The following is a 25,359-nucleotide window of genomic DNA, read 5'->3' on the forward strand; positions in this document are numbered from 1 at the left end:
GTTTAATCGGGTAATATTACGGATTCATCCATCAGCTTAGGAGTTACGAGTACGGTATACGTCTGCCCGTCACGCTCGAACTCTACCACCGCCTCTGTATGGCCTTGCGGATTGACATATGGTCTAAATGAAAAGAGGTAAGAGAACACGGGGGAGTACTTGTTGCTGTCAAAAGCCTTGGCTATCTGTTCATAGCGTTCCTTGTCCCAGTAACGACAGTGCTTGACCTGACTGCTATTGGTAAACTCATTGCGCATGTCTCTATACTTGTTCGTTTGGTTCACAAAGTTGATATAGTCATTGGATAATGCCACAGGCGACGATTGTTTAATCTCCACACCATTGATCTTTACAATCTTGTCACCATCTCTCATCCCGGCTTTGAATGCAGGTGAATCAGGCTCCACATCTACGATTTTGCTAAGGTCAAAAGAATCAAAAAGGAGTCCCATGGCATTGTAGCGATGTATGCCGAAGCGATAAGCCGGCTTCACTGCCTGACGAATGAAAGGAAATTGCAGCATCATAGCGGGCACAGTGTACTCAGCATACGTCTCCAGAGGCATAGGTTCTGATAGCAGCTCCTGCGATGTACATTTCCACAGTTCGACTTTAGGATTTTTACCACTGAGCATCCTCACGGTAAACTCAAGGTGGTAAGGTGCAGCTACAGCAGGCACGCCCAGTGGGATGAGTGGCAAATCCACCATCTCCTTATTGTCAAAGTCATACCTCCATGATCGCATAGGAGCTTCAGGTATAACAGTGATATCCTTATTGGATTGCAAGGAATAGAAACAATCGACTATGATATCGGCTCCCGTGGAGACTTCTTTGAGCCCCACTTCTTCGAGTTGCTCTCGGAGAATATCGGCAATCTTGGCATCTCTATCCGATATATCGGCATCGACTTGTGAGAAAGTGAATGTATGAAGATGAGACGGATTGAATGTTTTGTCCGTTTGGAAAAGAAACGGATAAGTAAGTCTGCGCTCATTCATGTCCTCCAAGCTATAGAAAGCGAACCCTTCTGCCAGCTGCGCTTCCGTGAGCGTATTCTTGGGTTTGCAGTCTTTTGACAAGAATCGTTCCATATGCTTGCCTGTGAGATTGGATATTGTGAGTAGCCTGATGTCAGCTCCTCCTTTGAGAAGAAGCTCTACCTGCTGCTCGTTGAGACCAACGGTGGATATGTCATTGATCTTTTCAATGATGTCATGTACCTTAATGCCGGCTTTGTCGGCTGCGCTATTGGGCAGTACCGATATTACCACGGGCATGTCAAATCCCCATCCGGTCATGTTGCTTCGCTGGAAGCTCATCCCTACACGGCATACTTCATTGCTCGGTATTTGGGCTTGCAGGAGCGTAAGCCCCGTCAATAGCATGAAGAAGAATAGTCCTAATCTTTTCATAATTCTCAATCTTATCTCTTGTCTCTGTCTGTTATTTGTTTGATTGCTGGATGATTTCTATCGTCTTTGTGAGAAGAATACTTGCTGTTTGTTGCCTCACATGCCGGCGTGTTCCGGGCACAAAGAGTCTTTGGGTAAAGGCATTGTCATCGCCCCATGCAATACCGATCCACACGGTGCCCGGTGGGTCGGCGGGGTTGTCGGTAGATGGTCCGGCGTAGCCTGTTGTGGACAGTCCGATGTCAGCACTCATGAGTAGCCTCACATTTTGTGCCATTTGCATTGCCACGGGTTGGCTGACGGCGGTGTATTTGTCGAGATCATGGCGGTCGACTCCGAGCACTCGCTCTTTGATATCATTGTGATAAGCCACGATGGAGCCCTTATATACCTTGGATACTCCTGCTACATCGGTGAGCATGCTACTGACGAGCCCGCCGGTGCAGCTCTCCGCCACGGCGATGGTGAGGTGACGGGCGGATAGTAATTGAATCAGTTTTTGGAGCAGCAATTGGTCAGCCATCTTTCATTTGTTTATAGCGTTACACGGGCAAAGGGCACGGCATCGATAGGACAAAAATCATTTTGGACGTATTTGAAGTAACCGCTCATGGCTACCATGGCGGCATTGTCGGTGGTGTAGGCGAATTTGGGGATGTAAATATTCCAGCGATATCGCCGGGCATGATCGGCAAAAGCGTCTCTAAGCCCTGTATTGGCTGACACGCCACCTGCCACAGCCACTTCGTTGATGCCAAGTTCTTTGGCAGCCTTGCGTAATTTGTGCATCAAGATGTCTATGACGGTAGCTTGCAATGAGGCGCAAAGGTCGGCTTTATGCTGCTCCACAAAGTGGGGATTGTCTTTGAGATGATCACGTAGGGTGTAGAGAAACGACGTTTTGAGTCCGCTGAAGCTGTAGTCATATCCCGGCACATGAGGTTTGCTGAAGGCAAAGGCGTGGGGGTTGCCCTCATTAGCAAGCTTGTTTACTATGGGGCCACCGGGGTAGCCGAGTCCCATGACTTTGGCGCATTTGTCAAATGCTTCTCCGGCTGCATCGTCTATGGTTTGTCCTATAATTTGCATTTCATAGGGTGATTTGACGAGTACGATCTGGGAATTGCCGCCCGAAACGAGCAGACACAGGAAAGGGAACCGGGGGCTGCAATGCTCCTCACCCTCTTCTTCAATAAAATGGGCCAATACGTGGGCATGTAAGTGGTTGACCTCCATCATGGGTATGCCCAGCGAAAGTGATAGCCCTTTGGCAAAGCTGGTGCCCACGAGCAGCGACCCCAATAGGCCGGGGCCACGGGTAAAGGCTATGGCGTCGAGGTCGGATGCTACTATGCCGGCTCGTTTGATGGCTTCGCTCACGACGGGGATAATATTCTGCTGATGAGCACGGCTTGCAAGCTCGGGCACAACTCCGCCGTAGGCGTTGTGAACTGATTGGCTTGCGATGACGTTGCTCAGCAAAGTGTGGTTACAGATGACTGAAGCGGAGGTATCATCGCACGAGCTTTCGATGCCGAGTATATAAGTTTTGTTACTGTGAGACATGATTATTGCTTATTACAATTTTACAAAAGTAACAAAATAAATACGACCATTTAACGCTTTTTAGTACATTATACTTATAAAAATAAGTGGATGGAGCCAAAAACGTAAGCGCGATTCTGCCCCAAAGGGCAAAGCAAGGGCGCATGCCGCTGCGTGGAGGAGGGGGTGTTGTGAGGGTTATGGACAAGGCGTGTAGGCGTGGTAGCAGAGGCACGTCAAGGGGCATGCTCAGGGGGCTATGAAGCGGCATCAGAAAAGGGATGTAGACTTGTGCCGAGGGGGATGTCGACAAGCCCCCAAAAATATGTCGACAGTTTCGGCAAAATATGTCGACAGTTTCGGGCAAATATGTCGACAGTTTTGAGCAAATATGTCGACAGTTTCGGCGGAATATGTCGACATTGCAAAAACGCCTCATCTGTCATCGCCGGCAGGCTCTCTTTGCACTCCCTTACAAGGCTACAAATTCACGCCTGCTTTGCAGCCCCCGAAGCTCGTGCGGCAAGACGACACGGGGCGATGCAAAAGGGCTGTCAGATGAGGGGTTGGCTGATGATCTCAAGACATTTGTCCACGGCCTGCTGCACGGAATGGATGTCTTTGACTCGAATGATACGGCGGTTTTTGAGCTGCTTGATCTCGCACTCGCGCGAGTGATAGCCTATGAAGGTGAGCAGCTTGGTAAACATGTTGGAGCGGTAGTAAAGGCTCTTGTCATCGCCGATGAGGTGGAAACTCATCTGACCACCTCGCAGCACGATCTTCTCTATGCCCAAGTTGCGCCCCAAACGACGGAGTTTGGGTACGAGTATAAGCTCAAGGGCTGAGACGGGCAGACGCCCGAAGCGGTCGGTCATCCTTTGTCTGAAAGCCTCCAGCTCATTGTCCGTCTTCAGGTTGTCAAGCTCACGATACAGCAATATGCGCTCAGCATCCTGCGGCACATAGTCCTCGGGAAAGGACAAGTCCAGATCACTCTCCACCAAAGTCTCCACCACAAACCTGTCGGCAGTGTCGTCATCCTCCTTCTTGTAAAGCTCGGAGAACTCCTCCGCCTTAAGCTCGCTCACCGCCTCTTCAAACACTTTCTGGTAAGTCTCATAGCCCATGTCGGCAATGAAGCCGCTTTGCTCCGCTCCCAGAATATTACCGGCTCCCCTGATATCGAGGTCCTGCAAGGCTATGCGTATGCCACTGCCGAGGTCGCTGAAGCTCTCGATGGCTTGCACCCGACGGCGAGCTTCGTCGGGCAATGACGACAGCGGCGGCGTGAGCAGATAACAAAACGCTTTGCGACTGCTGCGCCCCACACGCCCCCTGAGCTGATGCAGCTCGCTGAGCCCATAGCGGTGGGCATCGTCGATGATAATGGTGTTGGCGTTGGGTACGTCGATGCCATTCTCAATAATCGTGGTGGCGATGAGCACATCGTACTCTTGATTGGAAAAATCGAGGATTATCTTCTCCAACTCCGTGGGTGACATCTGCCCGTGACCTATCACCACACGGGCGTCGGGGACTTCCCTCTTCACCAGCTCCGCCACCTCACGGATGTTCTGTATACGGTTATGCACAAGATACACCTGCCCATTGCGACTCATCTCAAAGTTGATGGCTTCCCTGATCACATCGGAGCCAAAGCGGGAGAGTATCGTCTCCACCGGATAGCGATTGGGCGGAGGGGTGTTGATGTTGGACAAGTCCCGGGCTCCCATAAGAGAGAACTGCAAGGTGCGCGGGATGGGTGTGGCAGACATCGTGAGCGTATCCACATTGACCTGCATCTTGCGCAAACGCTCCTTGACTGCGACACCGAACTTCTGCTCTTCATCGATCACCAGAAGCCCCAGATCCTTAAACACCACATCCCGGCTCGTCAGCCTGTGAGTGCCTATAATAATGTCTATGACGCCTTCCTTGAGATCGTGCAATATCCGCTTGACTTCGGCTGCGGTGCGTGCTCGTGATATGTAATCGACTCTTACGGGAAAATCCTTGAGTCGCTTCGTGAAAGTCTGATAATGCTGATAAGCCAGCACCGTAGTGGGTACGAGTACTGCCACTTGCTTGCTATCGGCAGCGGCCTTGAACGCTGCCCTCACGGCAACTTCCGTTTTACCAAAACCTACGTCGCCACATATCAGCCTATCCATCGGGCGGGGACTTTCCATATCCGCCTTGATATCTGCCGTGGCTTGCGCTTGATCCGGCGTGTCCTCGTACATAAAAGAAGCCTCAAGCTCATTCTGCATATAAGAGTCCGCACTGAAAGCAAATCCCTGCTCCTCACGCCTCCGGGCATAGAGCTTGATAAGGTCACGCGCAATGTCTTTGACCTTCTTCTTGGTTCTATCTTTAAGCCTCTGCCACGCTCCCGAGCCTACTTGACTCAACTTCACTTCCGCCCCATCCTCCTGAGCCCGATAGCGCGAAAGCTTGTGCAGACTATGCAGATTGACGAAGATGACATCGTTGTTCCTGTAAATAATCTTGACTACCTCCTGCTTCTTACCACCTATATCGGCAGTGATAAGCCCACCAAACTGCCCGATACCATGATCAGAATGCACCACATAATCACCCGGGCTGAAGGTATTGAGTTCCTTGAGCGACAAGGTGACCTTGCCTGATCGAGCTTTGTCACTCTTCAGATTATACTTGTGATACCTATCGAATATCTGGTGATCTGTCAAAAGTACCAACCCTATACTCTCGTCTACAAAGCCCTCATGCAGCGTAGTGTTTATCCGCTCCGGCACGAGAGATTCTTCTCCTCTTTCGGCAATGATGTCGGTAATACGCTGATATTGACGCTCGGACGAAGTGGTGAGGTAAGTGCGTTGTCCGGCTTCTTTCCAGAGGATCAACTGCTCCGTGAGCCTGTCGTAGTCTTTGTGGAAGATAGGTTGGGGCGATATATTGAAAATAACGTTACTGCTATCGGATTTTTCGGACAGGATGAGATGCTTAAATGAGGCATAGCTCTGTACCATACCATGGGGCGATGCCAAATGGACGCGCATCTCCTCCAAAGAGTCGAATCCCTCACCGTCGTTTTGCGAAGGGGCATCATCATAAATCTCTCGGATCTTATCCAACCAAAACCCCCGATGATGGGTAGCCACCAGCGTGTGGGGGGCAAGGAGATCGAGCAGACTGCTTGTGCTCTGCTGCACTTCTACAACGTTGGGGATGAGGGTTATTTCGTGCAACGTCTCAATGGAAAGCTGGCTCTCTACTTCGAAAAGCCTGATGCTCTCTACCTCGTTGTCGAAAAAATCGAGGCGGAACGGCTGCTCCTTCGCAAAAGAGAATATATCCATGATGCTACCGCGTATGGCAAACTGCCCCGGCTCGTAAACATAGTCGGTACGCTCGAATCCCCACTCGAGCAGTTGATCACGAATGAAATCGGGCTCTATGATTTGTCCTTGTGTAATGACCATGATGTCTTGCGACAAGCTGTCTCCGCTCACTACACTCTCGGCGATGGCTGCCGGGTAAGAGATAATGATGGGGGGATGCTTCTTCTTACCGCTATGATCAGCAAGGTGCGTGAGCACATCGGCTCGTAAGATGATATTGGGGGCATCGGTGTGACCGTATTTGATACTGCGCTTGTAGGCCGAAGGGAAAAAGAGCACGGGACGATCGGTAACAAGGTTTTCCACATCGGCATATAAATAGCCCGCCTCATCCTCATCATCCATGATGCAGAGGATAGGATAGTCGTGGCTGAGCACAGACACAAGACAAGATTTGGAGGAACCTTTGAGACCGGAAACGGAGACGGATTTCTCTTTTTTGATAAGGCTTTTCAGTGCGTTTATCTGAGGATGTGCACCGAAGAGATCTAGCAGATCTTTCCCGTCAATCATACTTTACCATTTTATAAAAACATCAGTAACATCAATTGGGCTGTAATAATACGTAAAAACATCGACATGGGGTATACGGTAGCGTATACTACAGCGGGGTCGTCAGAGTCGTCGAGTGAGTTGGCATAGTCGAGTGCCATAGGATTAGCCATGCTACCGCAGATCATACCAGCTGTTTTGCCTAAGCTCACTTTGAAGACTTTGTTTGTAATCACTCCAATAATGATAGTAGGCACTAATGTAATGATAAAACCGATACCTACCCACAGCAGTCCGTCACCGCGGAATATAGTCTCGAAGAAGTGTGCGCCACTGGCAAGTCCCAATCCCGCAAGGTAGATGACGATACCCATTTGTTTGATGACTTGGATAGCACTATTGGTCATGTAAGTGTGTACATGGAAGCGTGGCCCGAATGCACCCATAAGGATACCCAAGATAATAGGACCGCCGGCAAGTCCCAACTTGATGGGCATACTCACACCAGGGATAAAAAAGGGTATCATACCCAATACGCAGCCCAAGAATAAGCCTACAAATAAGCTTACGAGCTTAGGCTTGTCGAGGGTCTTTATCTGATCGCCCAATAGTTTTGACACCTGACTTACTGCATTGTCGTCGCCCACGACAGTAAGGCGGTCACCAATCTGCAAGTAAAGATCGGGTACAGGCAAAAGCTCTATGCCGGCACGGTCTACACGAGTAATATTGATGCCATACTGATTTCTAAGCTTGAGCGTGCCCAGCTTAACCCCGTTGAGCTTACTTTTGGTAATAATAATTCTTTTGGATACCAATTGACTGTCAATGGCGTCCCAATCGATATCAGGTCTGTTCCAGTCATGGCTATCATCGCGTTTGCCAAAAAGAGCACTGAGTCGCTCCACATCATCTTCGTTGGATATGATGAGCAAGTGATCTCCCTGCATGATGGTACTATTGGATTTGGGAAGTATAAGCTCTCCGTGGTGCCATACGCGAGAGATTACGAAATGCCTATCGGTAAGCGCCACGATCTGCTTCACGGTTTTGTTGAATACGGCCGGGTTGATTACCTCAAACTCGGAGACAAAGGCCTTGCGTCTTTCATCCTCATTCTTGGGCAAAGCTTTCACTCGCCAAAAAGACATCATCGACAATGCCAAAATAACGCCTACCACACCTAAGGGGTAAGTAACGGCACAGGCAAGAGCCATATTGGCTAGGTCAGAAGTGCCAGCGGGATTGATTTGTCCCAACGTATCCTGCAAAGCAGCCAAAACGGGAGTATTGGTCACAGCTCCAGACATGATGCCCAGCATATTGGGCATAGATACATGGAATAATACACTGAGCATCCAACACAATATCAGCGTGACTATAATCAGGAGCAACGAAAGCCCATTGAAAGCAACTCCGCCACGCTTAAGGGAAGGGAAAAAGGAGGGTCCGACCTCCAACCCTAAGGCATAAACAAAAACAACCAATCCGAAACTCTGGGCAAACGCCAGCATATCAGGATTGACTGTAATACCAAAATGAGCAACAAAAATACCAACAAAGAAAACAAAGGTGATGCCCAAAGATATGTTACCGGCTCTCAGCTTACCAAGCATAAGCCCCAAGGCACATACAATACTTAAGATAATAATGGTTTGTGTGATGGAGGGAACAATAAAAAGATCCCTTAGCCAAGATTCAAATCCAATCATAGGATGTCTTTTACAGGAATAGTGAATAAGTATGAATAAGAAGACTATTTCTTCTTCTCTTGATGAATCTTTATTAAATTACAGTATCTGCTTACAATATTTGCACGCAAAGCTTTGCCCCCGGATATTCCTAAAAGCGCCTTTAACCCCATGTGAACATACCTTCCGAGACAAACCCTTGGCTTTGTAATGATGTATCCCACACATTATTCTTTAAGAATCTCCGCTATACCAAAAAGCCATCCACATCGTATGAGATAGGATGGCTTTTCGAATTACTTTTGAGCCTCTTGTCGGATTCGAACCAACGACCCCGAGATTACAAATCACGTGCTCTGGCCAACTGAGCTAAAGAGGCAGGTGGGTAAGCGATCTATATCGCGCCGCTACGACCAATTACCCTTGCTGCGATCAAACCCTGGGGGAATCACTGGGAGCTGGCCGTATAGGACTTACCCGACGACAAAAGTAGTACTATTATTTGAATCTGCAATACCCCTCTCCTATTTTTGCATAAAAAATAACACTCGCATCTCCTGCCAGACCGACAGTATTGCAGGGAACAACTATAAACATGGGAGAGATAGCAGGCTTATAGACAATCCGTTTTACCTCTACTCCAATAAAGAGTAACAGGTATAAAAATTTTCTTTCTTCACGCTGTATTTTTTTCGTCTTACTACAAAAGAATATCGCTTTGCACCTCGTTATTGGCTGGGAAAACAAGTTTAGAAACTATAATTTCACAATACTTCGCAACAAAACACAAAAAATAGCGTGCAAATGTCATTGAGATATCATTCCTTTCTATACTTTTACGTCTTGTTTAACGACTATTTTTTTACACATGAGAAAAGACATCAGCTTACTCATCGTTTTGCTTTGTTTCCTGAGCCTAAACACGCTCTCAGCACAAAGCCCGCAGAAAACTGCTGCAACTAAAATGCCTGTAAAGTCTGACAAAATGACTTTCGAGCAGTTTTTCGACAAATTTGCCCACGACCCCAAATTCCAAAAGTCTCACACCACCTTTCCTCTCAAAACTACAGTTACCGATACTGAAGCACCGGACTCGGTGATTATTTTAAAAGAGAAAGATTGGGAGTTTGACGATCTCACCAACGCCGAGACTTATGAATGTGACATCGAAGTCAATCAAGAAGAAGCGGAAAACGGGGGGTATAAAGTGGAAATTAAAGGTGTAGATACGGGAGTACAAGTCTTCTATCACTTTGCTCGCAAAGACGATACATGGACTTTGGTACTCATCGAAGATTATTCCAACTGATTACATGGTTTAGAGGAATAATACTTCATCAGTATCCTTTTAGCCAGAGGATATGCTGTTAGCATATCCTCTTCATTTTTTATCCACAGATATATCCCATGAAAAGTCAATTATATCTATACCTTGATGCATTAATTATCATATCATAATTATCAAAAAATAATAATTACATTTACGTATTCATAAATTAGCAAAGCTATGGTAAGAATAAACAATCCTTTTGTAACAGGCGGATACGTATCTGATGAATATTTTTGCGATCGAAAAAAGGAAAGTAGCATTTTGATTCGCGAGATTGTGAATGGTAATAATGTAGCCATCGTATCCACACGCCGCATGGGTAAAACGGGACTTATTCAGCATTGCTTCCATTCCAAAGAATTATCCAAGGGTTACTATAAATTTTTCGTTGATATTTATGCAAGCAAATCATTAAGAGACTTTACATTCGCTCTTAGCAAGGTTATACTTGAAGGGCTAAAACCTTTTGGAAGAAAAGCCATGGAGAAGTTCGTCAATAGCGTTTTATCTTTGAGTGCAGGTATCACGTTCGATGTCATGGGAAATCCTTTTTTCAATGTCCAGCTGGGTGACATCCATAATTCGGAAGCAACTTTAGAAGAAATTTTTGAATATCTCTCCAAAGCTGATAAGCCTTGCATAGTAGGAATAGATGAGTTTCAGCAAATTACAGGATACCCCGAAAGTAATGTGGAAGCATTGCTGAGAACTCATATCCAACACTGTCACAACGCCCACTTTATCTTTGCCGGTAGTCAACGCCACACTATGGGCAATATGTTCTTGAGTGCGTCACGACCATTTTACCAGAGTGTTTCCATGATATATCTCGAGAGTATAGACCTGAAGAAATATATCAATTTCGCATGCAAACATTTCGAGGCTGCACATAAATCAATAACACCCGAGACAATTACAGCTATCTATGAGCGTTTCCATGGAATTACATGGTATATGCAAAAAATACTCAATATCCTTTTCTCCACGACTCCACCGAATACAAAATGCGATATTTTAGCTTTGGATGATGCCATAGCCTCAATAGTCACATCATTTAAATTTACCTATCAAGAAATTCTATTTCGTCTACCTGAGAAACAACGCAATCTTCTTATAGCCATCTCTCATGAAGGAGAAGCTCGGGCTATAACCTCCGGTGAATTTGTCAAACGCTATAGCCTTTCCTCCCCCAGCTCCGTGCAGTCTGCTCTAAATGGATTATTAGAAAAGGATTTTATTACCAAATCCAATGATGCGTACAGAGTGTACGACCTGTTTTTTGATATTTGGATCAGAGAAAACTACTAAAGCTCCAAACAGGAAAAACGATAAAGAGATAAAAGCGATTGGAAACGATCGCTTTCATCTCTTTATACAAAATTATACTAATAAGACTTATTTCACATTGTGAACTTTAATATTGAAAACAACATCAGAAAGAGCAACGTCATTTACAGCAACGAGTTTCAATTTTATATCTAAATCTTTATCAGTGAATGTTGCTGATATGACTTCAAATATTGGATTCTCAAGATATACGTCATTTGTAAAATTATTATGTCCTTGTATTACCATACTTGCATCATCCCAAAATAGTTCTCTGTTTTCTCCATTTCGTTTAATATGAAATTTTAGAGATCTCGTCCATTTCTTAACAATAGCTTGCAAGTAATTTTTAACATTCTCATCTGATATTTTACTTAGTTTTTCTTTTAGAGACTTAGCTAAATCATAACTTGAGGTTACAATCAAATCATCTTTCAAATCAGAAAGCTTTTTAAAACCCTTAATCTCATTTAATATTTGACCAAGCTCTTTTTCCGTTTTTTGATCTTGTAATTCAGTATAAAACATTAAAGAATTACTTTGATCATTTCTATTCCTATTATTGGCATCTAAATAGGCAACATAAACCTTCTTGTCATAATCCAAAGCTAATTGATAATAATAACTAAGATTTTCGTATACACCACGCATATACTTATCTTTTGCAAAATCGTTAGTTATATGCATCTTCATTCCATAGAATTCATTCTTATCAAAACTCAATGAGGTAATCACATCACTGACAACTTTATTATACGCAGTTCTGAAAGTGATTGCACCGTTAGAATATTTAAGATCGACAATATTAAGCTTGCTTAGCTCTTGATCGGTAAGCTGTCGTCTTATTCCATCTTGTTTAGAAGCGTAGAATGCAACATATTTTTTAAGATAGTCTACAGTAAATTCATTGACTTTATTATGGATAAAGAGGTCATCAAATTTAAATTCTTTCAGATATACATCCTTACCAACCTTCCACTGTCCGTAGCCACGCTTTGCAATCTGAAAATCTTCCAGTTTAACTTCAGCCTTCTTAAAACCGTTAAGATCAAAATCCTTCTGAAAATTAACCTGATTTATAGTACCCTTTACATGTAATCGGAATGAGCCTACAGCATCGTCCATATTGGTTAAAGAGGCTTCAGTGATATCAACTTTCTTACCATTAATATCTTTAACTCCCTTGATTTTTTCTATAGCCTTTTGAGCCTCATTAACGTCTTTGTTCTTATCAAATGCAAAATAGATAATCAATTCATCCAATTCGAGATCAACCTTGACTTCTTCTTTCACATCTTTTGCGGTAGCGTCCTTCTCATCCCCGCTCTCACCCGTAGGATTATTCTCATTTTCTGTTTTTTCACCTTCGCCTACCACTTCTTTATCTGCTTCACCAGCATTTTCTTCATTTTTATTGACCGGCACTTCTTTTACAGAGGGAGAGATTCTCAATACCGGTTCGTCCTTACCACACGAAACCAATAGTGACAACACTCCTAATGAAAATATTAATTTTCTCATAAGATTCTTTAATAAGTTTAAGTAAAAATTTAATGATAATATTATAGTTAGGGATTGATTTTGAAATCATTCGGCGCAAAGATATATAAAAATTATTTACAAAATAGCACGTAATAATACAGGATATTAATGATATAAGAGTCTTCCATGTAGCTAAAATTCACATAACAAACTGAGTCATAGTCACAAGAATAAAATTAACCTAACAAAATGCAACTAAAAACACTAATGAAAAGTTATTACCAAACATATCCCAATTACATACAGCCGTTATATGCACAGTGTGCTATCAAAAAGATAGCACCTCAATGACTAAAACGCCGATTCTACAAAATAATTCGCCTCTGGAGATAGTAGTTTTTTGAATAAAATGCCCTTCCCTCTTGACAAAGGGGAGTATAATATTGTATCTTTGTATAAGGATGATAAAACAATACTCCTAAAAGGCAACACTTCCAATATATTTGATATTAATTATATACTTACTATACTACGAGCTTACATGATAACGAGACCTAATATTCTATCCTCAGCTCCACAGAGAGCTTTTTTGTCAGAGCGATCTTACATAGCTCCTCGAAATATCATTTTTACATATTGTCAGGATAAAATTATCAGCCCAAAATATCAAATTGTAAAATTGTAAAAACACCCCTATAACATCAAAATAAAAATCGGTAAAAGACTGTTTGAGCCTTTTACCGATTTTTTTCCATGCACTATGACTTCTTTTTTTGTAACTACGCTTCTATATTTTTCTAACTGAGACTTTATATTTTTCTAACTAAGAAATCTCACCGACTTAGTTAGAAAAAAATAGATACCTAACTAAGAAAATATTACAGCTTAGTTACAAATTTCGCATAAACGGATGGGACGCATCTATAACGTTCCACACATAAAACAAACAAAACAAATAGACACAATAAACCACCAATAAATATCATAAAGTCGAAAAAACACAAATATCACAATAAAATAACAATATCAACACTTGGGATATTGTCACCCTCATGAAGCTAATAACTCTTCACAAATAACCAATTCCCTAACATATTGTAACTCGCAATACCCCCAAAAGGAGATAACAAAAGCTAATTGCAAATGCGATATAAAAAACTCCCCAATGGCCTGGGCCTATGGGGAGTAAAGCAAAATGAAATAGAAGTAAATACCTCTAACAACTATATTTTGTGAGGAGTGGGATCATTATGATTATAGAAAACATTGGACCAGACCACTTCATCGTCATACAAAGCCCTTGCCAGTTTACTGAAACCTTGGGTATAGTTTTGAATACGAACGGTATCCTTTTTGACCACACAGAGGTTGTACATCAGATTCACACCATAGCCTTCAGTGCGCAACCTCCTGAGGTTATTATCAGAAGCTACAACTCCGCCTTTGATATCCAGGGGATAAGGTCCGTATTTTGCTTTGACGAGTCCTTGTATTTTGCTCGAGCCATCGTTCCAACTTCCATAGTAAGCATAATATGCATAGTCAATCATCTCTCCCACCGGCGTGTTATCTACAGTTCCTGAAGGACTGTGACCAATCTGATACCAAGTAATGATTTTGTCCGGCATGGCCTTGCGTGTTTCGTAAACGAGACGAGCAGCACTTTCGGCCGATGGTTGGGTAAATCCATCGCCCGGCTCACCATATTTGGAGTACTCATCATCAAAGTCAACTCCATCAAGGTGATAAGTATCAACAAGCCTCTTAAGTTCGGCAGCAAAAGCCCGAGCTCTTTCAGGGCCGAGGTTTGCTACACCAGACTTGTCATGGTTGCCCAAAATACTCAGGCATACTTTGATCCCTTTGTCCTGAAGAGGCTTGATGTACCTATCTGCTTTTTCCAAAAGCTCCTGCACATTGGGGTTGAGATGCACATATACCCTATCAGTCTCATGGTCATAGTTGATATTTGCTGCAAAGATCTGCACGATATCCACAAACGGTTTTCCACTTTTTTTCATGGTAAATTCTCCTGCGTTGAGGATATTATTGTCATTTACCTCAACATAGCAAATAGTTTTGATAGCAGATCCTTTTTCCTCATGGGCAGGCAACATGTCACCATTGAGGTTGGTAAGCTGGGAAATGTCGTAGGTATCCAAGCCTCCTTTATCATTGATGGACGAATGCACCCCTAAAGAAGTATCCGTCATAGGAGCCTCTTGGGAGCAAGAACAGAGCAAGAAACTTGCCCACACACAAGCAAGAAAAGCTGTGCTTTTGATAAAAAAATGTTTCATAGCTGTAAATTGGTTTTAAACGTTATAAAAATAAAGAAGCGTAAAAGAATTCCGTAAGAAACGAAATCATATTTGTTTTGGTAAAAAAAGCAGAACAAACTCCAATATAGCCGGAATTGAGGTGAGGCTATATTGATTTTCGTGCTGTCAAGATAGGCAAAAAGTCTTAAATAATAAGGCCTGAAGCTGTAAATCTATTGCCCCTGAAATAAGAAAAGTTATTTGCCCAACGGTTGTATTTGTCGGCGGATGTATTTGGATACTTCGAGATACATATATCCCGTTTTGCCGGAGCGTATTTCCGATTCGCTTTCGGCAAATTTACTATTGGCGTATTCTTTTGATTTTTCGAAAGCGAGACGAGATATTTGGCTTTGCGACTTCCCTTGCATCGTGGAGTCGAGCTGGTCACCAGGGAAAAAGTCATCCAGGTTTACATCCCCAATCATAGTTGTCTCCAAAAAAGTTTTTTTCTCTTTCTTCTTGTCTGTATAGTACCCCACAAACATATGACGAGGTGTGCGCACCAAGATGGGATCAATATTTACGGCTTTGAGCAGTGAAGCAAACAAGACACTACCATCGACACAATTGATCTGTGAAGACTCCAGAGCATCATCGAAAGTACGTACTCGCTGCGAAAACACAACATTGCTGGACAGGCTGGAGGTAGTGACAGAGCTGTAGCGGAAGTTACGTTTCTGCAACACATGCCATAGGGCATACACTTGTTTATCCACCATTTCAGGGCTGCCGTGGTATCCCATAAAGCGATTTACAATACGGGTATTGAGAGCTTCACGCAGTAGTTTGTCTATCATGGGGTTCTCCTCATTGACATATGCCACAAAGAAAAGGCTGGTATCATGAAACTTTTTACCGTCAGTGGTATAGCCCAATAGGCATTCGTTGATGCCCCGCACAGCAAAAGTACGTAAGCGCTGTCCCTTTTTCTTACCATTGACCTCTACATTTATCACTACACTCACGGGTGCAGCTTGTACATTTTGCCTGAGAGCATCATAATTCCAGATAATATCAGGGTATACGGTATATACGGTGCGTCCTTTGGGCAGGACAAACTCGGATACTGATTTCGCCCAGAAGGGACTTGCAGCAACTTCTATCCTGACCCTTGTAAAAGCTGATCGAGACTTCATCTTTACGGAAATAACGGACTTGGGATTTCCTACATAAGGGTAATGGGACGGTTTAATAACCTCTGCGTCCGTAGTAGCTACCGATATAATGGCTGAGGGGAATATATTGCCGCCAAGCTCATCAGTAATTTCAAAATCATATTGCTCACTCGACTTCTCTAAAAATAAATAAAGAGCTCCTGCCACAATCACTATACCCAGCAGCGCCCAAGGAATATATTTGCGATATCTCCAACTAATATTCTGCATAATAAAATCTATTCAATTATCAGTGTGACATCCAAAGTTAGTCAAATCAGGGCAACAAGCATAGCATCTCTAACATTGTCTTATGAAGATTGCCAAGTTACACACTGTCATAAGCAAGAGTATTGTGACTAATACACAATTTGGGGACAAGATGAATTAAGACCCCAAAACTTACCCTTGTTTGATGTTACGGACAAGTTTTGGGGTTTATAGCGCAGTTATCATTACGGACATAAACTCCGTTGTGATAGCAAAGCATAGGAGTTATAGGTTATGAAGCGGCTTTCTTTTCTGCGGATTTGTTTTTTGAAGTAGCCGTTTCTGTTTCCAATATATTGTTTTGCCTTGCATGCATGTCGAGCATACCATTATAGCGGCCGCCCATTTCTATTTCGATAGATTCGGTGTGTATGTTTCCGTTGACGATACCTGTACTTTTGATTACCAGCTCTTTGCACACAATATTACCATTGACAGTGCCGTAGTTTACCACCGTTTCACTTTCCAGATCGCCCTTGAGTAGAGCCTTTTCGCCCAGAACAATCCCCTGCCCCAAGCGTACATTGCCTTCTACTCTGCCTTCAATACGTATCATACTTTCCCCGGTAATATCTCCGGTAAATAAAACATCGCCACCGATAACCGTACTGATAGGTAAGGTGTCGATCATGGAGGCGCTTACTCTCTTTTTCTTTTTGTTGCTGTTTCCAAACATAATAAATCACATATCTTTTATGGTTACATAAGTTTCAGGGTTTATTCGTTCCGTACCTTTGATGATTTCATAGTGGAGGTGAGGTCCCGTGCTGCGCCCTGAACTACCGAGTAGCCCTACAAGCTCGCCGGTTTTCACACTGTCGCCCACATTTACTTTCACTCTAGATAAATGTCCGTATAGAGTACTCAGCCCATGACAGTGCCGCACTACTACACAATTGCCATACCCTCCTTTTCTTCCAGCAAAAATGACAATGCCATCCGCTGTAGTCTTAACTGTATCACCTACACTTCCTCTAAAATCAAGCCCCATATGCTTCTCGGATCCTCTGCCCGAGAAAGGATTGCGACGATAACCGAAACGCGAGCTAATAGCTCCGTCGGCAGGGCGTCCCAAGGGCACAGCCTCTACTGTATTTTTGAGATCTGAAAGTCTTTTTTCATAATGATCGGCTATCTCGTTGATCTCGGTCACGTCAAATTCGCTGGGGCCACCCATATTTTCCGTATTCTCCATTTTCATCTTGTCCAACCCTCGCTCTTCCAAAAAATGATTGAAGCGATCAATGCCGGATTCTATGGTAAGGAATGTTTGTCGAGCTTTGTTTACATCAATTTGCCTGCGTATATATTCGGCTCTAGCCAGTTTCTTCTTATAAAGTTCACTTGTATTACGATAGATCAGCAAGCCCGAGAGTGAGAGCAATACACCTATTACCAGTAATGAAAGCACGGTATACTTCCACCAGTGAAGCAGCAAATGTGTAGGGATTTGACGTACTTTGGACGTTTTTCCATCCGTACTCACTATTAGTACTGAAGTTTTGCGTTGGCGTATCATAGTTAATTGTAATCAGTTTTGTTTTTTGTTGTCATAAATCCTCTGCAAGTATAAGATTGGCTAGTAGTCACCAAAATATTTTATCAGTTCGTAACGGTGTTTTGTTTGATGTGTAGTGAGACTAGCATTAGTAAGTCTGAATAAACTTGGCTTGATATCACAACAGATAGAACAAACTGATTGATAAATTATTGAAGAAGGGATGTGGGAACAAAAATCCGATATGAAACAAGGAGTGCTCATCTCGGAATGGTAGACAGATGTATTCTCTACAATGTCTCTTTTTTTTAATAAAACCGGTTTTGGTGTGGCAATTAAACATGTATCCATGTTGCGAAGGTAAACTATTTCTCCAATTCATACCAAACCAAAGCACTAAATATTAAGCAAATAATGGTAAAAAATGGGCATTTTTAGCGACATTGCTTTGTGTTATATTTGTTTTTCGAGAAGGATCCTACAATTCCTCAATAGATAATAATACAGGGTTTGGTTTTCGAACCATTGTTTCTCTGTCGACAATCATCGTTGGTTGTACTAAGGCTTTTTGCTACAGAAAATGGCTGAAGAGGGGTTCTCACAAATACTATCTCATTAAAGATATTAATACCACCATCCATGGTTTGTGATGTGGTTATCCGGATACTATAACTTTGATAAGCAACAGAGATACTCATTGATTTGATGATAAAAAAGCACTTCCACACTTGATTATAAAGTGTGGAAGTATGCTCTCTCCCTGTATTTTTCAAAGGGTATCAGATAAAGCCTCTAATTCTTTCGATGAAAATCATCAAAAATTTTTCATATAAATAAGTTCAAATTGGATTGATCGGCACGTTGCATATAGGTAGCTACACCTGCTACTTCCACACCATCCATCAACTCAACTTCTTTTACCCCCATGACATCCATAGACATCTGACAAGCGATAAATTCTACACCGGAAGCTTTGGCCTGCATGATCAAAGATTCCAACGAATCGATATGCTTACGCTGCATCACATTTCTCATCATCTTTGTACCCATACCCAGCATATTCATCTTGGAAAGCTTCAGGGCAAGAGAACTTTTGGGCATCATAAAACCGAACATCTTATCCATCAGACCTTTTTTTACTGTGGGAGCATGCTGTTTTTTGATCACATTAAGCCCCCAAAAAGTAAAGAATATAGTAACTCGCTCACCTGTGGAGGCCGCTCCATTGGCAAGCACAAATGTAGCAAGCGCCTTGTCGAGATCGTCGCTAAACATAATGAAGGTCTTGCCTCTTCCTTGCAGCATCATATCGGCATCATCAACGCATCGTATTTGTTTGCGTATCTTAGCTACAATAGTTCCTCCACTCTGATTCATCTCAAGCAATTCGTTACCCGTAAGCTTGCACCATGCTCCTACATCCTTCCTAAAGCCGGGGTCAGAAACGTGCATCTCTATTACATCACCATGCTTGTGACTATCAATGCTCTTTTTCAAGGTCATGATAGGACCGGGACATTGTAACCCGCATGCGTCTATTACTTCGGAAACATCCTGGTTTAAAGGTTCACTCTCATGTGTATCAACCTTTTTTTGTCTGTTCCTTTCCAGTGGCAATATCGGCGTCGCAGCAGGCCAATAGATTTTATAGCCACCTGATAATATACTTATTTTATCATATCCATGAGCTTCAAGAATACGATAGGCCACATATGCCCTATGCCCTATGGCACAGTATATAATTACTTCTTTGTCGCGAGGGACTTTGTCTATTTCCTCCCTTAACGAATCCACGGGAATATTTATGGATCCCGGGATATCTCCCAACGCAGCCTCTTCTACAGTACGTACATCTAAGAGTATTTTCTTGGAGGGATCTATGTTGCAGACATATCGCCAATTACAATTTCTCACTCTGCCTGAAAGCAAATTATCTGCTACATAGCCTGCTATCGCAATAGGGTCTTTGGCACTGCCATAAGGAGGAGCATAGGCTTGTTCCAGGGTAATAAGGTCATAGATAGTACCCTTTTGCTTGATGATAAGTGCAATTTGATCCAGTCGCTTGTCTACTCCATCATATCCTACTATTTGCGATCCGTAAAGCTGACCGTTTTCAGGTGAAAAAACAATTTTTACGGACATTAATGTCGCACCGGGATAATAACCGGCATGTGAGGAAGAGTGCGTTATAGAGCTTTGGTAAGGAATATTAAGTTGTTGCAACCTCTTGGCCGAAACGCCCGTTGTAGCCACCGTAAGATCAAAAACTTTGGCAATGCCCGTACCTATGGATCCTTCGTAAGCAAGATGATTACCCAGCACCATATTGTCTGCTACGATACGAGCCTGACGATTGGCGGGACCGGCAAGGTAGTTGTGCCAAGGTTCGCCCAAGATAGGATGCGGATATTCGATAACGTCACCTACAGCATAGATATCAGGATCGGAAGTACAAAGATACTTATCTACACGAATTCCTTGGCGACTCCCCAGTTCCAGTCCGCACTGTTGTGCCAAATAAGACAGAGGTTTTACTCCGATAGAAAGAATCACCATATCCACCATCAACGCCTTGCCTGAAGCCAACTGTACTTGCACCCCACCTGAACTCTCGTTAAAAGCCGTGACTTGCTCTGATAAATAGAGGGAAACCCCTTTGTCGTGCATATGATGAGCCAAGATAGAAGCCATGGAAAAGTCTATAGGCGGCATCACCTGATCAGCCATCTCAACTAAGGATACGGCTAAACCTGCCTCATGCATATTCTCAGCCATCTCCAAACCGATAAACCCTGCACCTATAACAGCAACTGATCCTCCCTTACGAGTACTTGCAAAAGCTTTGATGGCATCCATATCCCCGGGTGTACGCAAAGTAAATATCCTTTTACTCTCAATACCCGGCAAAGGAGGCACTATGGGAGTAGCTCCGGTAGATATCAATAATTTGTCATAATCAATCTCAAAAACTTCCTTCCCGCTTTTGACTGTGACAGATTTACGATCTCTATTGATCGCAGTGACCTCGGTACGCACCATTACATCCACATTGAGCCTTTTCTTGAAACTCAGAGGTGTTTGCAACATAAGCTTTTCCCTCTCACGGATTACTCCCCCGATATGATAGGGCAATCCACAATTGGCATACGAGATATCCGGCCCTTTCTCTAGCATTACAATCTCCGCTTTCTCATCCAGCCTTCTCAATCTGGCAGCAGCAGTAGCTCCGCCTGCCACTCCGCCTATTATTACATATTTCATGATTTATATTTTTATGTTACATGAATAAGTCCGTTTTGTCAGGCAAAGGAAAGGAGTAATTACGTAAAAGTTTGATACTAATGTTACACAACGGCTACGTCATCCCAAAAGATATCTATAAGCCACAGTTATAATCCGATAAAAAGTCTTCATATGCAAAATACATATAAAAATAATTACATACATTTGTAAGAACCGACAGAGATAGACAGTTAATCACTTTAAATCATAATGGTATTATGCATAAACAATTATTATTGGGAGTAGAGGCTATAGCCCAAGGAGCCATAGATGCAGGCATATCCGGGGTATACGCCTATCCCGGCACACCATCTACCGAAATCACAGAATATATCCAGAGTTCCCGCATTGCCAAGGAGCGCAATATCCACCGTCAATGGTCCGCAAACGAAAAAACCGCCATGGAAACGGCTTTGGGGATGTCCTATGTGGGCAAAAGAGCTCTTGTATGTATGAAGCACGTGGGTATGAACGTAGCAGCAGACTGCTTTATGAACGCTGCAATCACAGGAGCCAATGGCGGTATAGTCATAGTAGCAGCTGATGACCCCTCGATGCACTCTTCCCAAAACGAACAAGACTCTCGTGTATACGGTAAGTTTGCTTTGATACCGGTGATGGAGCCTTCTAACCAACAGGAAGCCTATGAGATGACAGCACTCGCCTTCGATCTGTCCGAAAATCTGGGAACTCCGGTGATGATACGTATTACCACACGCCTTGCGCACTCTAGAGCAGGAGTAGAAACCATAGAAAGCCCAAGAAAAGAAAACGAGCTCAAACTACCGGAAGACAAAAGGCAGTTTGTATTACTTCCCGCAATAGCCAAAAAAAGATACCAACTCTTGCTTGACAAACAACCCGCTTTTGTGGTAGCATCCGAGAAAAACCCATTTACCAAACTCTTAGAGGCCAATGACAAAAGTAAAGGTATAGTCGCATGTGGCATTGCCTATAACTATCTTATGGAAGCTTTTGCAGGTAAAGTACCCTACCCGGTTTTAAAAATCACTCAATACCCTATCCCAGAAAAGCAAATGATGCGCTTACTGGACGAATGTGAAGAAATCATAGTCATGGAAGAGGGATATCCTGTAGTAGAAGAGTTTTTGAGAGGTTTCCCGGGCAATCCCCGTATCAAGGGTAGGCTCGACGGCACATTACCTCGCACTGGAGAACTCAATCCTGACCATGCAGCCAAAGCATTCTCTTTACCTATTGTGCCGGTAGATAGCATGCCTGATTTAGTCGTAGGCAGACCTCCAGCGCTATGCAAAGGTTGTAGTCACCGTGACGTATACGAAGCTTTGAACGAAGTGCTTCAAGATTATTCACAAAGCCAAGTTTATTCGGATATAGGCTGCTATACCTTAGGTGCTTTACCTCCATACGAATCCATCAATTCCTGTGTTGATATGGGTGCTTCCATCACTATGGCCAAAGGTGCGGCTGACGGAGGATTATTCCCGGCTGTAGCTGTGATAGGAGATTCTACCTTCACGCATTCCGGAATGACAGGCTTACTGGATGCTGTGGTAGAGCAGTCAAATATAACGGTGATTATCTCAGACAATGAATCTATCTCGATGACAGGAGGACAAGAGTCTTCTGCTCTCAATAGACTTGAAGATATATGTAAAGGTATAGGTGTAGAGCCAGAACATATCAAGACACTTCTTCCTGTACCAAAAAACAGAGAGGAATTACGCAGAATCATCCGTGAAGAAATAGAATACCGAGGTGTCTCTGTAATCATACCTCGCAGAATTTGTATCCAAAAGAACGCCAGAGATGTCAAGAAAGCCAAATCGGCAAAAAAATAACCTTAAAAACTTTTACAAACGATGAAAACAGATATGGTTTTAGCCGGTGTAGGCGGACAAGGTATTTTGTCCATAGCAGCAGCTCTCGGCTCGGCAGCTTTGACAAACAATTTATATCTCAAACAAGCTGAAACCCACGGAATGAGTCAGAGAGGTGGTGATGTGCAATCTTATCTTCGATTGTCTGATTCCCCCATTTACTCTGACCTCATTGCACAAGGTACTGCTGATATCATCTTATCGGTAGAGCCGATGGAAGCACTGCGTTACCTCCAATTTCTCAAACCTGAAGGATATGTAGTGACCAATTCAGCACCTTTTATCAACATCCCCAATTATCCGGAAACTCAAGAGGTTTTAGACAAAATAAAATCTCTACCGCATCATGTCCTTATAGATGCGGATGCTATTGCGAGAGATGATGTGGGGAACATCCGAGCTTCTAACTTCGTAATGTTGGGAGCAGCCTCTCCTTTTATAGAAATACCTTTTGACTACATAGAAAAAGGTATAGAAGATATATTCAAAAGTAAGGGGCAAGAGATCGTAAATATGAACCTGAAAGCTGTAAGAGCAGGAAGAGGATACGCTCAAAAATACGTTCAGGACAGATAATATAGATACAATAGAAATATTACTGCCGCCTATGCATCTATAAAATATGGATGATAGGCGGCAGTATTATTTAGTCACTATAACCAGATGTAAAATGACAACTAAAAACCACAACCTTTATTGATCTTAGAGAACAATGATATAAATTTTGTTAAATTTAAACTCGATTGAGACTGTTGCACGAGAATATCCCTTTTAATCTTACCTATGTCTCTGAATATCATTAGATTTGAGATGTAAAACCGCAATCAAAACAGTCTCTATGAGTAAGGAAAAGAACACCAAGGCCCCATCTTTTACAGAACTAGCAGTAAAACGTCGTCTGCAAGCCACCAAAAACAACTTTTTACATCAGATTGACAGCATTGTAGATTGGCGTCCCATCTCCAACTTGCTCAACAAACATTGCCTTAAGGGAGACTCCCCATTTGGCGCTTCCTCTTATCGTCCCATTATGCTCTTCAAGATCCTGCTTTTGGAGACTTGGTACGGTCTCTCAGATCGTCAAGTAGAAGAGCGAATCAACGATTCCCTCACATGGAGCGCCCTCCTAGGGCTGACGATGGATTTCGTTTCACCCGATCACTCGACCATCTGTTGCTTCCGTCCGGAGCTTATAGAGAAAGGCTTAATGGCAAAGCTATTCAAGCTTCTCAACAAGCAACTGAAACAACATGGCATCATGGAGATCAAAGAGGGCGCCATTGTGGACGCAAGCATTGTTGACAGTCCCAACAAACCAACGGGAGGGTGTCAAATTGTGATCTGCGATGATCGGGAGGATACTCGTAGCGATCAGGAGAAAGAGGCTGAAGAAGAATACCAGGTCAAAGTCTGCTCAACAAAACCCGGCGTAGATGAAGAGGCTCGTTGGGTAAAGAAATGCAACAAATATAGATACGGTTACAAGAAGCACGTCTTAACAGACACCGGGGGACTGATACATGAAGTAATCACCACAGCGGCTAATGTGGCAGATACGACACAAATCATTCCTCTTTTGGAGCAGGCTCAACTCCCCCAAGAGACAATGATATTAGCAGACAAAGGTTACACATCCAAGAGGAACAGAGGTTATCTGTTCGACCACAACTTGATAGATGGCCATGCACAAAGCAGTCAAGGGAGTGCCACTGACGGAGGGTAAAAAGCAATTGAATAGGCTGATCAGTTCCATGCGATGGCAGATAGAGCGTAGCTTTGGTAGCATTATACGATGGTTTCATGGAGGACGATGTCGCTACCGAGGAATTGCTAAAACGCATTATCAGAACCTCATTGAGTCTTTGGCCTACAACCTCAAACGTGCGCCAAGGCTACTTATGCAACAAAGCGTAAGCTAGCCTCCGATTGAAGGGGAAGCCCCCCTCAAGTAGCTCAAAAATGAGCTAAATCAAGAAAGTTAGAATCAAAATTCCTTCGTCTATTCTCTAAAATCGAGCGGAAAACTGCTCGTCTTCTGTCTCTGTCTATCGATCCGACTTTTTCAACGGTCTCATCAGCTGAATGGGCTTGGCCTGACGTCCATTATCCTTACAGTAAGCGAAGTGAACTCCTCCTCAAAGACGTCCCAATTCATTTTGGTCGAAAGTTTATACAAGGGGTGTTACTGATTCAGCAAATTGTCCGGTGTCGAGAAGATAGAAGAAGAGACTGCTCTTTTTATCATGAAAATCTGCAAGTTTCTACCGTAAAAGATACGAAAGCTTGTATATTTGATAAA

The 25,359-nt window shown here is 43.3% G+C and carries 15 protein-coding genes, 1 tRNA gene and 1 pseudogene; 5 read left to right on the top strand and 12 right to left on the bottom strand.

Annotation, left to right across the window (positions count from 1 at the left end; translation table 11 throughout):
- Positions 1-2: 2 nt before the first annotated feature.
- The 6 genes from VYJ22_RS10040 to VYJ22_RS10065 all read right to left on the bottom strand — a co-directional run bounded on the left by VYJ22_RS10040 (position 3) and on the right by VYJ22_RS10065 (position 8,908).
- Positions 3-1,415, bottom strand: coding sequence for a PDZ domain-containing protein (locus tag VYJ22_RS10040; RefSeq protein WP_329903902.1), 1,413 nt, complete (start codon positions 1,413-1,415; stop codon positions 3-5).
- Positions 1,416-1,446: 31 nt separating this feature from the next.
- On the bottom strand, positions 1,447-1,938 hold the full coding sequence (locus VYJ22_RS10045; protein WP_329903903.1) for a CinA family protein: 492 nt from the start codon (positions 1,936-1,938) through the stop codon (positions 1,447-1,449).
- Positions 1,939-1,949: 11 nt separating this feature from the next.
- Positions 1,950-2,981 carry a tRNA (adenosine(37)-N6)-threonylcarbamoyltransferase complex transferase subunit TsaD gene (gene tsaD, locus VYJ22_RS10050; RefSeq protein WP_329903904.1) on the bottom strand — a complete coding sequence of 344 codons (1,032 nt, stop codon included), beginning with the start codon at positions 2,979-2,981 and terminating at the stop codon, positions 1,950-1,952.
- Positions 2,982-3,514: 533 nt separating this feature from the next.
- Positions 3,515-6,859 (bottom strand): transcription-repair coupling factor, encoded by a 3,345-nt coding sequence (mfd, locus tag VYJ22_RS10055; RefSeq protein ID WP_329903905.1) that lies wholly within the window; start codon positions 6,857-6,859, stop codon positions 3,515-3,517.
- 11 nt (positions 6,860-6,870) lie between these two features.
- On the bottom strand, positions 6,871-8,550 hold the full coding sequence (locus VYJ22_RS10060) for a putative transporter (protein WP_329903906.1): 1,680 nt from the start codon (positions 8,548-8,550) through the stop codon (positions 6,871-6,873).
- Positions 8,551-8,834: 284 nt separating this feature from the next.
- Positions 8,835-8,908, bottom strand: a tRNA-Thr gene (locus VYJ22_RS10065).
- A 489-nt stretch (positions 8,909-9,397) separates the two neighbouring features.
- Here VYJ22_RS10065 and VYJ22_RS10070 point away from each other — a divergent pair.
- Positions 9,398-9,838: a hypothetical protein gene (locus VYJ22_RS10070; protein WP_329903908.1), complete on the top strand. Its 441-nt coding sequence runs from the start codon at positions 9,398-9,400 to the stop codon at positions 9,836-9,838.
- A gap of 198 nt (positions 9,839-10,036) precedes the next feature.
- Positions 10,037-11,167, top strand: coding sequence for an AAA family ATPase (locus tag VYJ22_RS10075; RefSeq protein WP_329903909.1), 1,131 nt, complete (start codon positions 10,037-10,039; stop codon positions 11,165-11,167).
- Between the two features lie 87 nt (positions 11,168-11,254).
- Here the strand turns inward: VYJ22_RS10075 and VYJ22_RS10080 are convergent, their stop codons facing one another.
- The 6 genes from VYJ22_RS10080 to VYJ22_RS10105 form a co-directional block, all read right to left on the bottom strand.
- Positions 11,255-12,706, bottom strand: a complete 1,452-nt coding sequence (locus VYJ22_RS10080) for a hypothetical protein (protein WP_329903911.1) — start codon at positions 12,704-12,706, stop codon at positions 11,255-11,257.
- A 1,184-nt stretch (positions 12,707-13,890) separates the two neighbouring features.
- Positions 13,891-14,967 carry a glycosyl hydrolase family 18 protein gene (locus tag VYJ22_RS10085; RefSeq protein WP_329903912.1) on the bottom strand — a complete coding sequence of 359 codons (1,077 nt, stop codon included), beginning with the start codon at positions 14,965-14,967 and terminating at the stop codon, positions 13,891-13,893.
- Positions 14,968-15,185: 218 nt separating this feature from the next.
- Positions 15,186-16,376 carry a hypothetical protein gene (locus VYJ22_RS10090; RefSeq protein ID WP_329903913.1) on the bottom strand — a complete coding sequence of 397 codons (1,191 nt, stop codon included), beginning with the start codon at positions 16,374-16,376 and terminating at the stop codon, positions 15,186-15,188.
- A 271-nt stretch (positions 16,377-16,647) separates the two neighbouring features.
- Positions 16,648-17,091: a bactofilin family protein gene (locus VYJ22_RS10095; protein WP_329903915.1), complete on the bottom strand. Its 444-nt coding sequence runs from the start codon at positions 17,089-17,091 to the stop codon at positions 16,648-16,650.
- Between the two features lie 6 nt (positions 17,092-17,097).
- Positions 17,098-17,934: a M23 family metallopeptidase gene (locus VYJ22_RS10100; RefSeq protein WP_329903916.1), complete on the bottom strand. Its 837-nt coding sequence runs from the start codon at positions 17,932-17,934 to the stop codon at positions 17,098-17,100.
- An 804-nt stretch (positions 17,935-18,738) separates the two neighbouring features.
- Positions 18,739-21,177 (bottom strand): FAD-dependent oxidoreductase, encoded by a 2,439-nt coding sequence (locus tag VYJ22_RS10105; RefSeq protein ID WP_329903917.1) that lies wholly within the window; start codon positions 21,175-21,177, stop codon positions 18,739-18,741.
- Between the two features lie 239 nt (positions 21,178-21,416).
- On the opposite strand from VYJ22_RS10105, the gene VYJ22_RS10110 reads away from it, so the two are divergent.
- The 3 genes and pseudogenes from VYJ22_RS10110 (at position 21,417) to VYJ22_RS10120 (ending at position 24,979) form a co-directional block, all read left to right on the top strand.
- Positions 21,417-23,021 carry a thiamine pyrophosphate-dependent enzyme gene (locus VYJ22_RS10110; protein WP_329903918.1) on the top strand — a complete coding sequence of 535 codons (1,605 nt, stop codon included), beginning with the start codon at positions 21,417-21,419 and terminating at the stop codon, positions 23,019-23,021.
- A 21-nt stretch (positions 23,022-23,042) separates the two neighbouring features.
- Positions 23,043-23,636: an indolepyruvate oxidoreductase subunit beta gene (locus VYJ22_RS10115; RefSeq protein WP_329903920.1), complete on the top strand. Its 594-nt coding sequence runs from the start codon at positions 23,043-23,045 to the stop codon at positions 23,634-23,636.
- A gap of 262 nt (positions 23,637-23,898) precedes the next feature.
- Positions 23,899-24,979 (top strand): annotated as a pseudogene (locus tag VYJ22_RS10120) (IS5 family transposase).
- Positions 24,980-25,359 lie beyond the last annotated feature (380 nt).

It is taken from the genome of Porphyromonas pogonae (genome assembly GCF_036320655.1).
GTDB classification, from domain to species: domain Bacteria; phylum Bacteroidota; class Bacteroidia; order Bacteroidales; family Porphyromonadaceae; genus Porphyromonas; species Porphyromonas pogonae.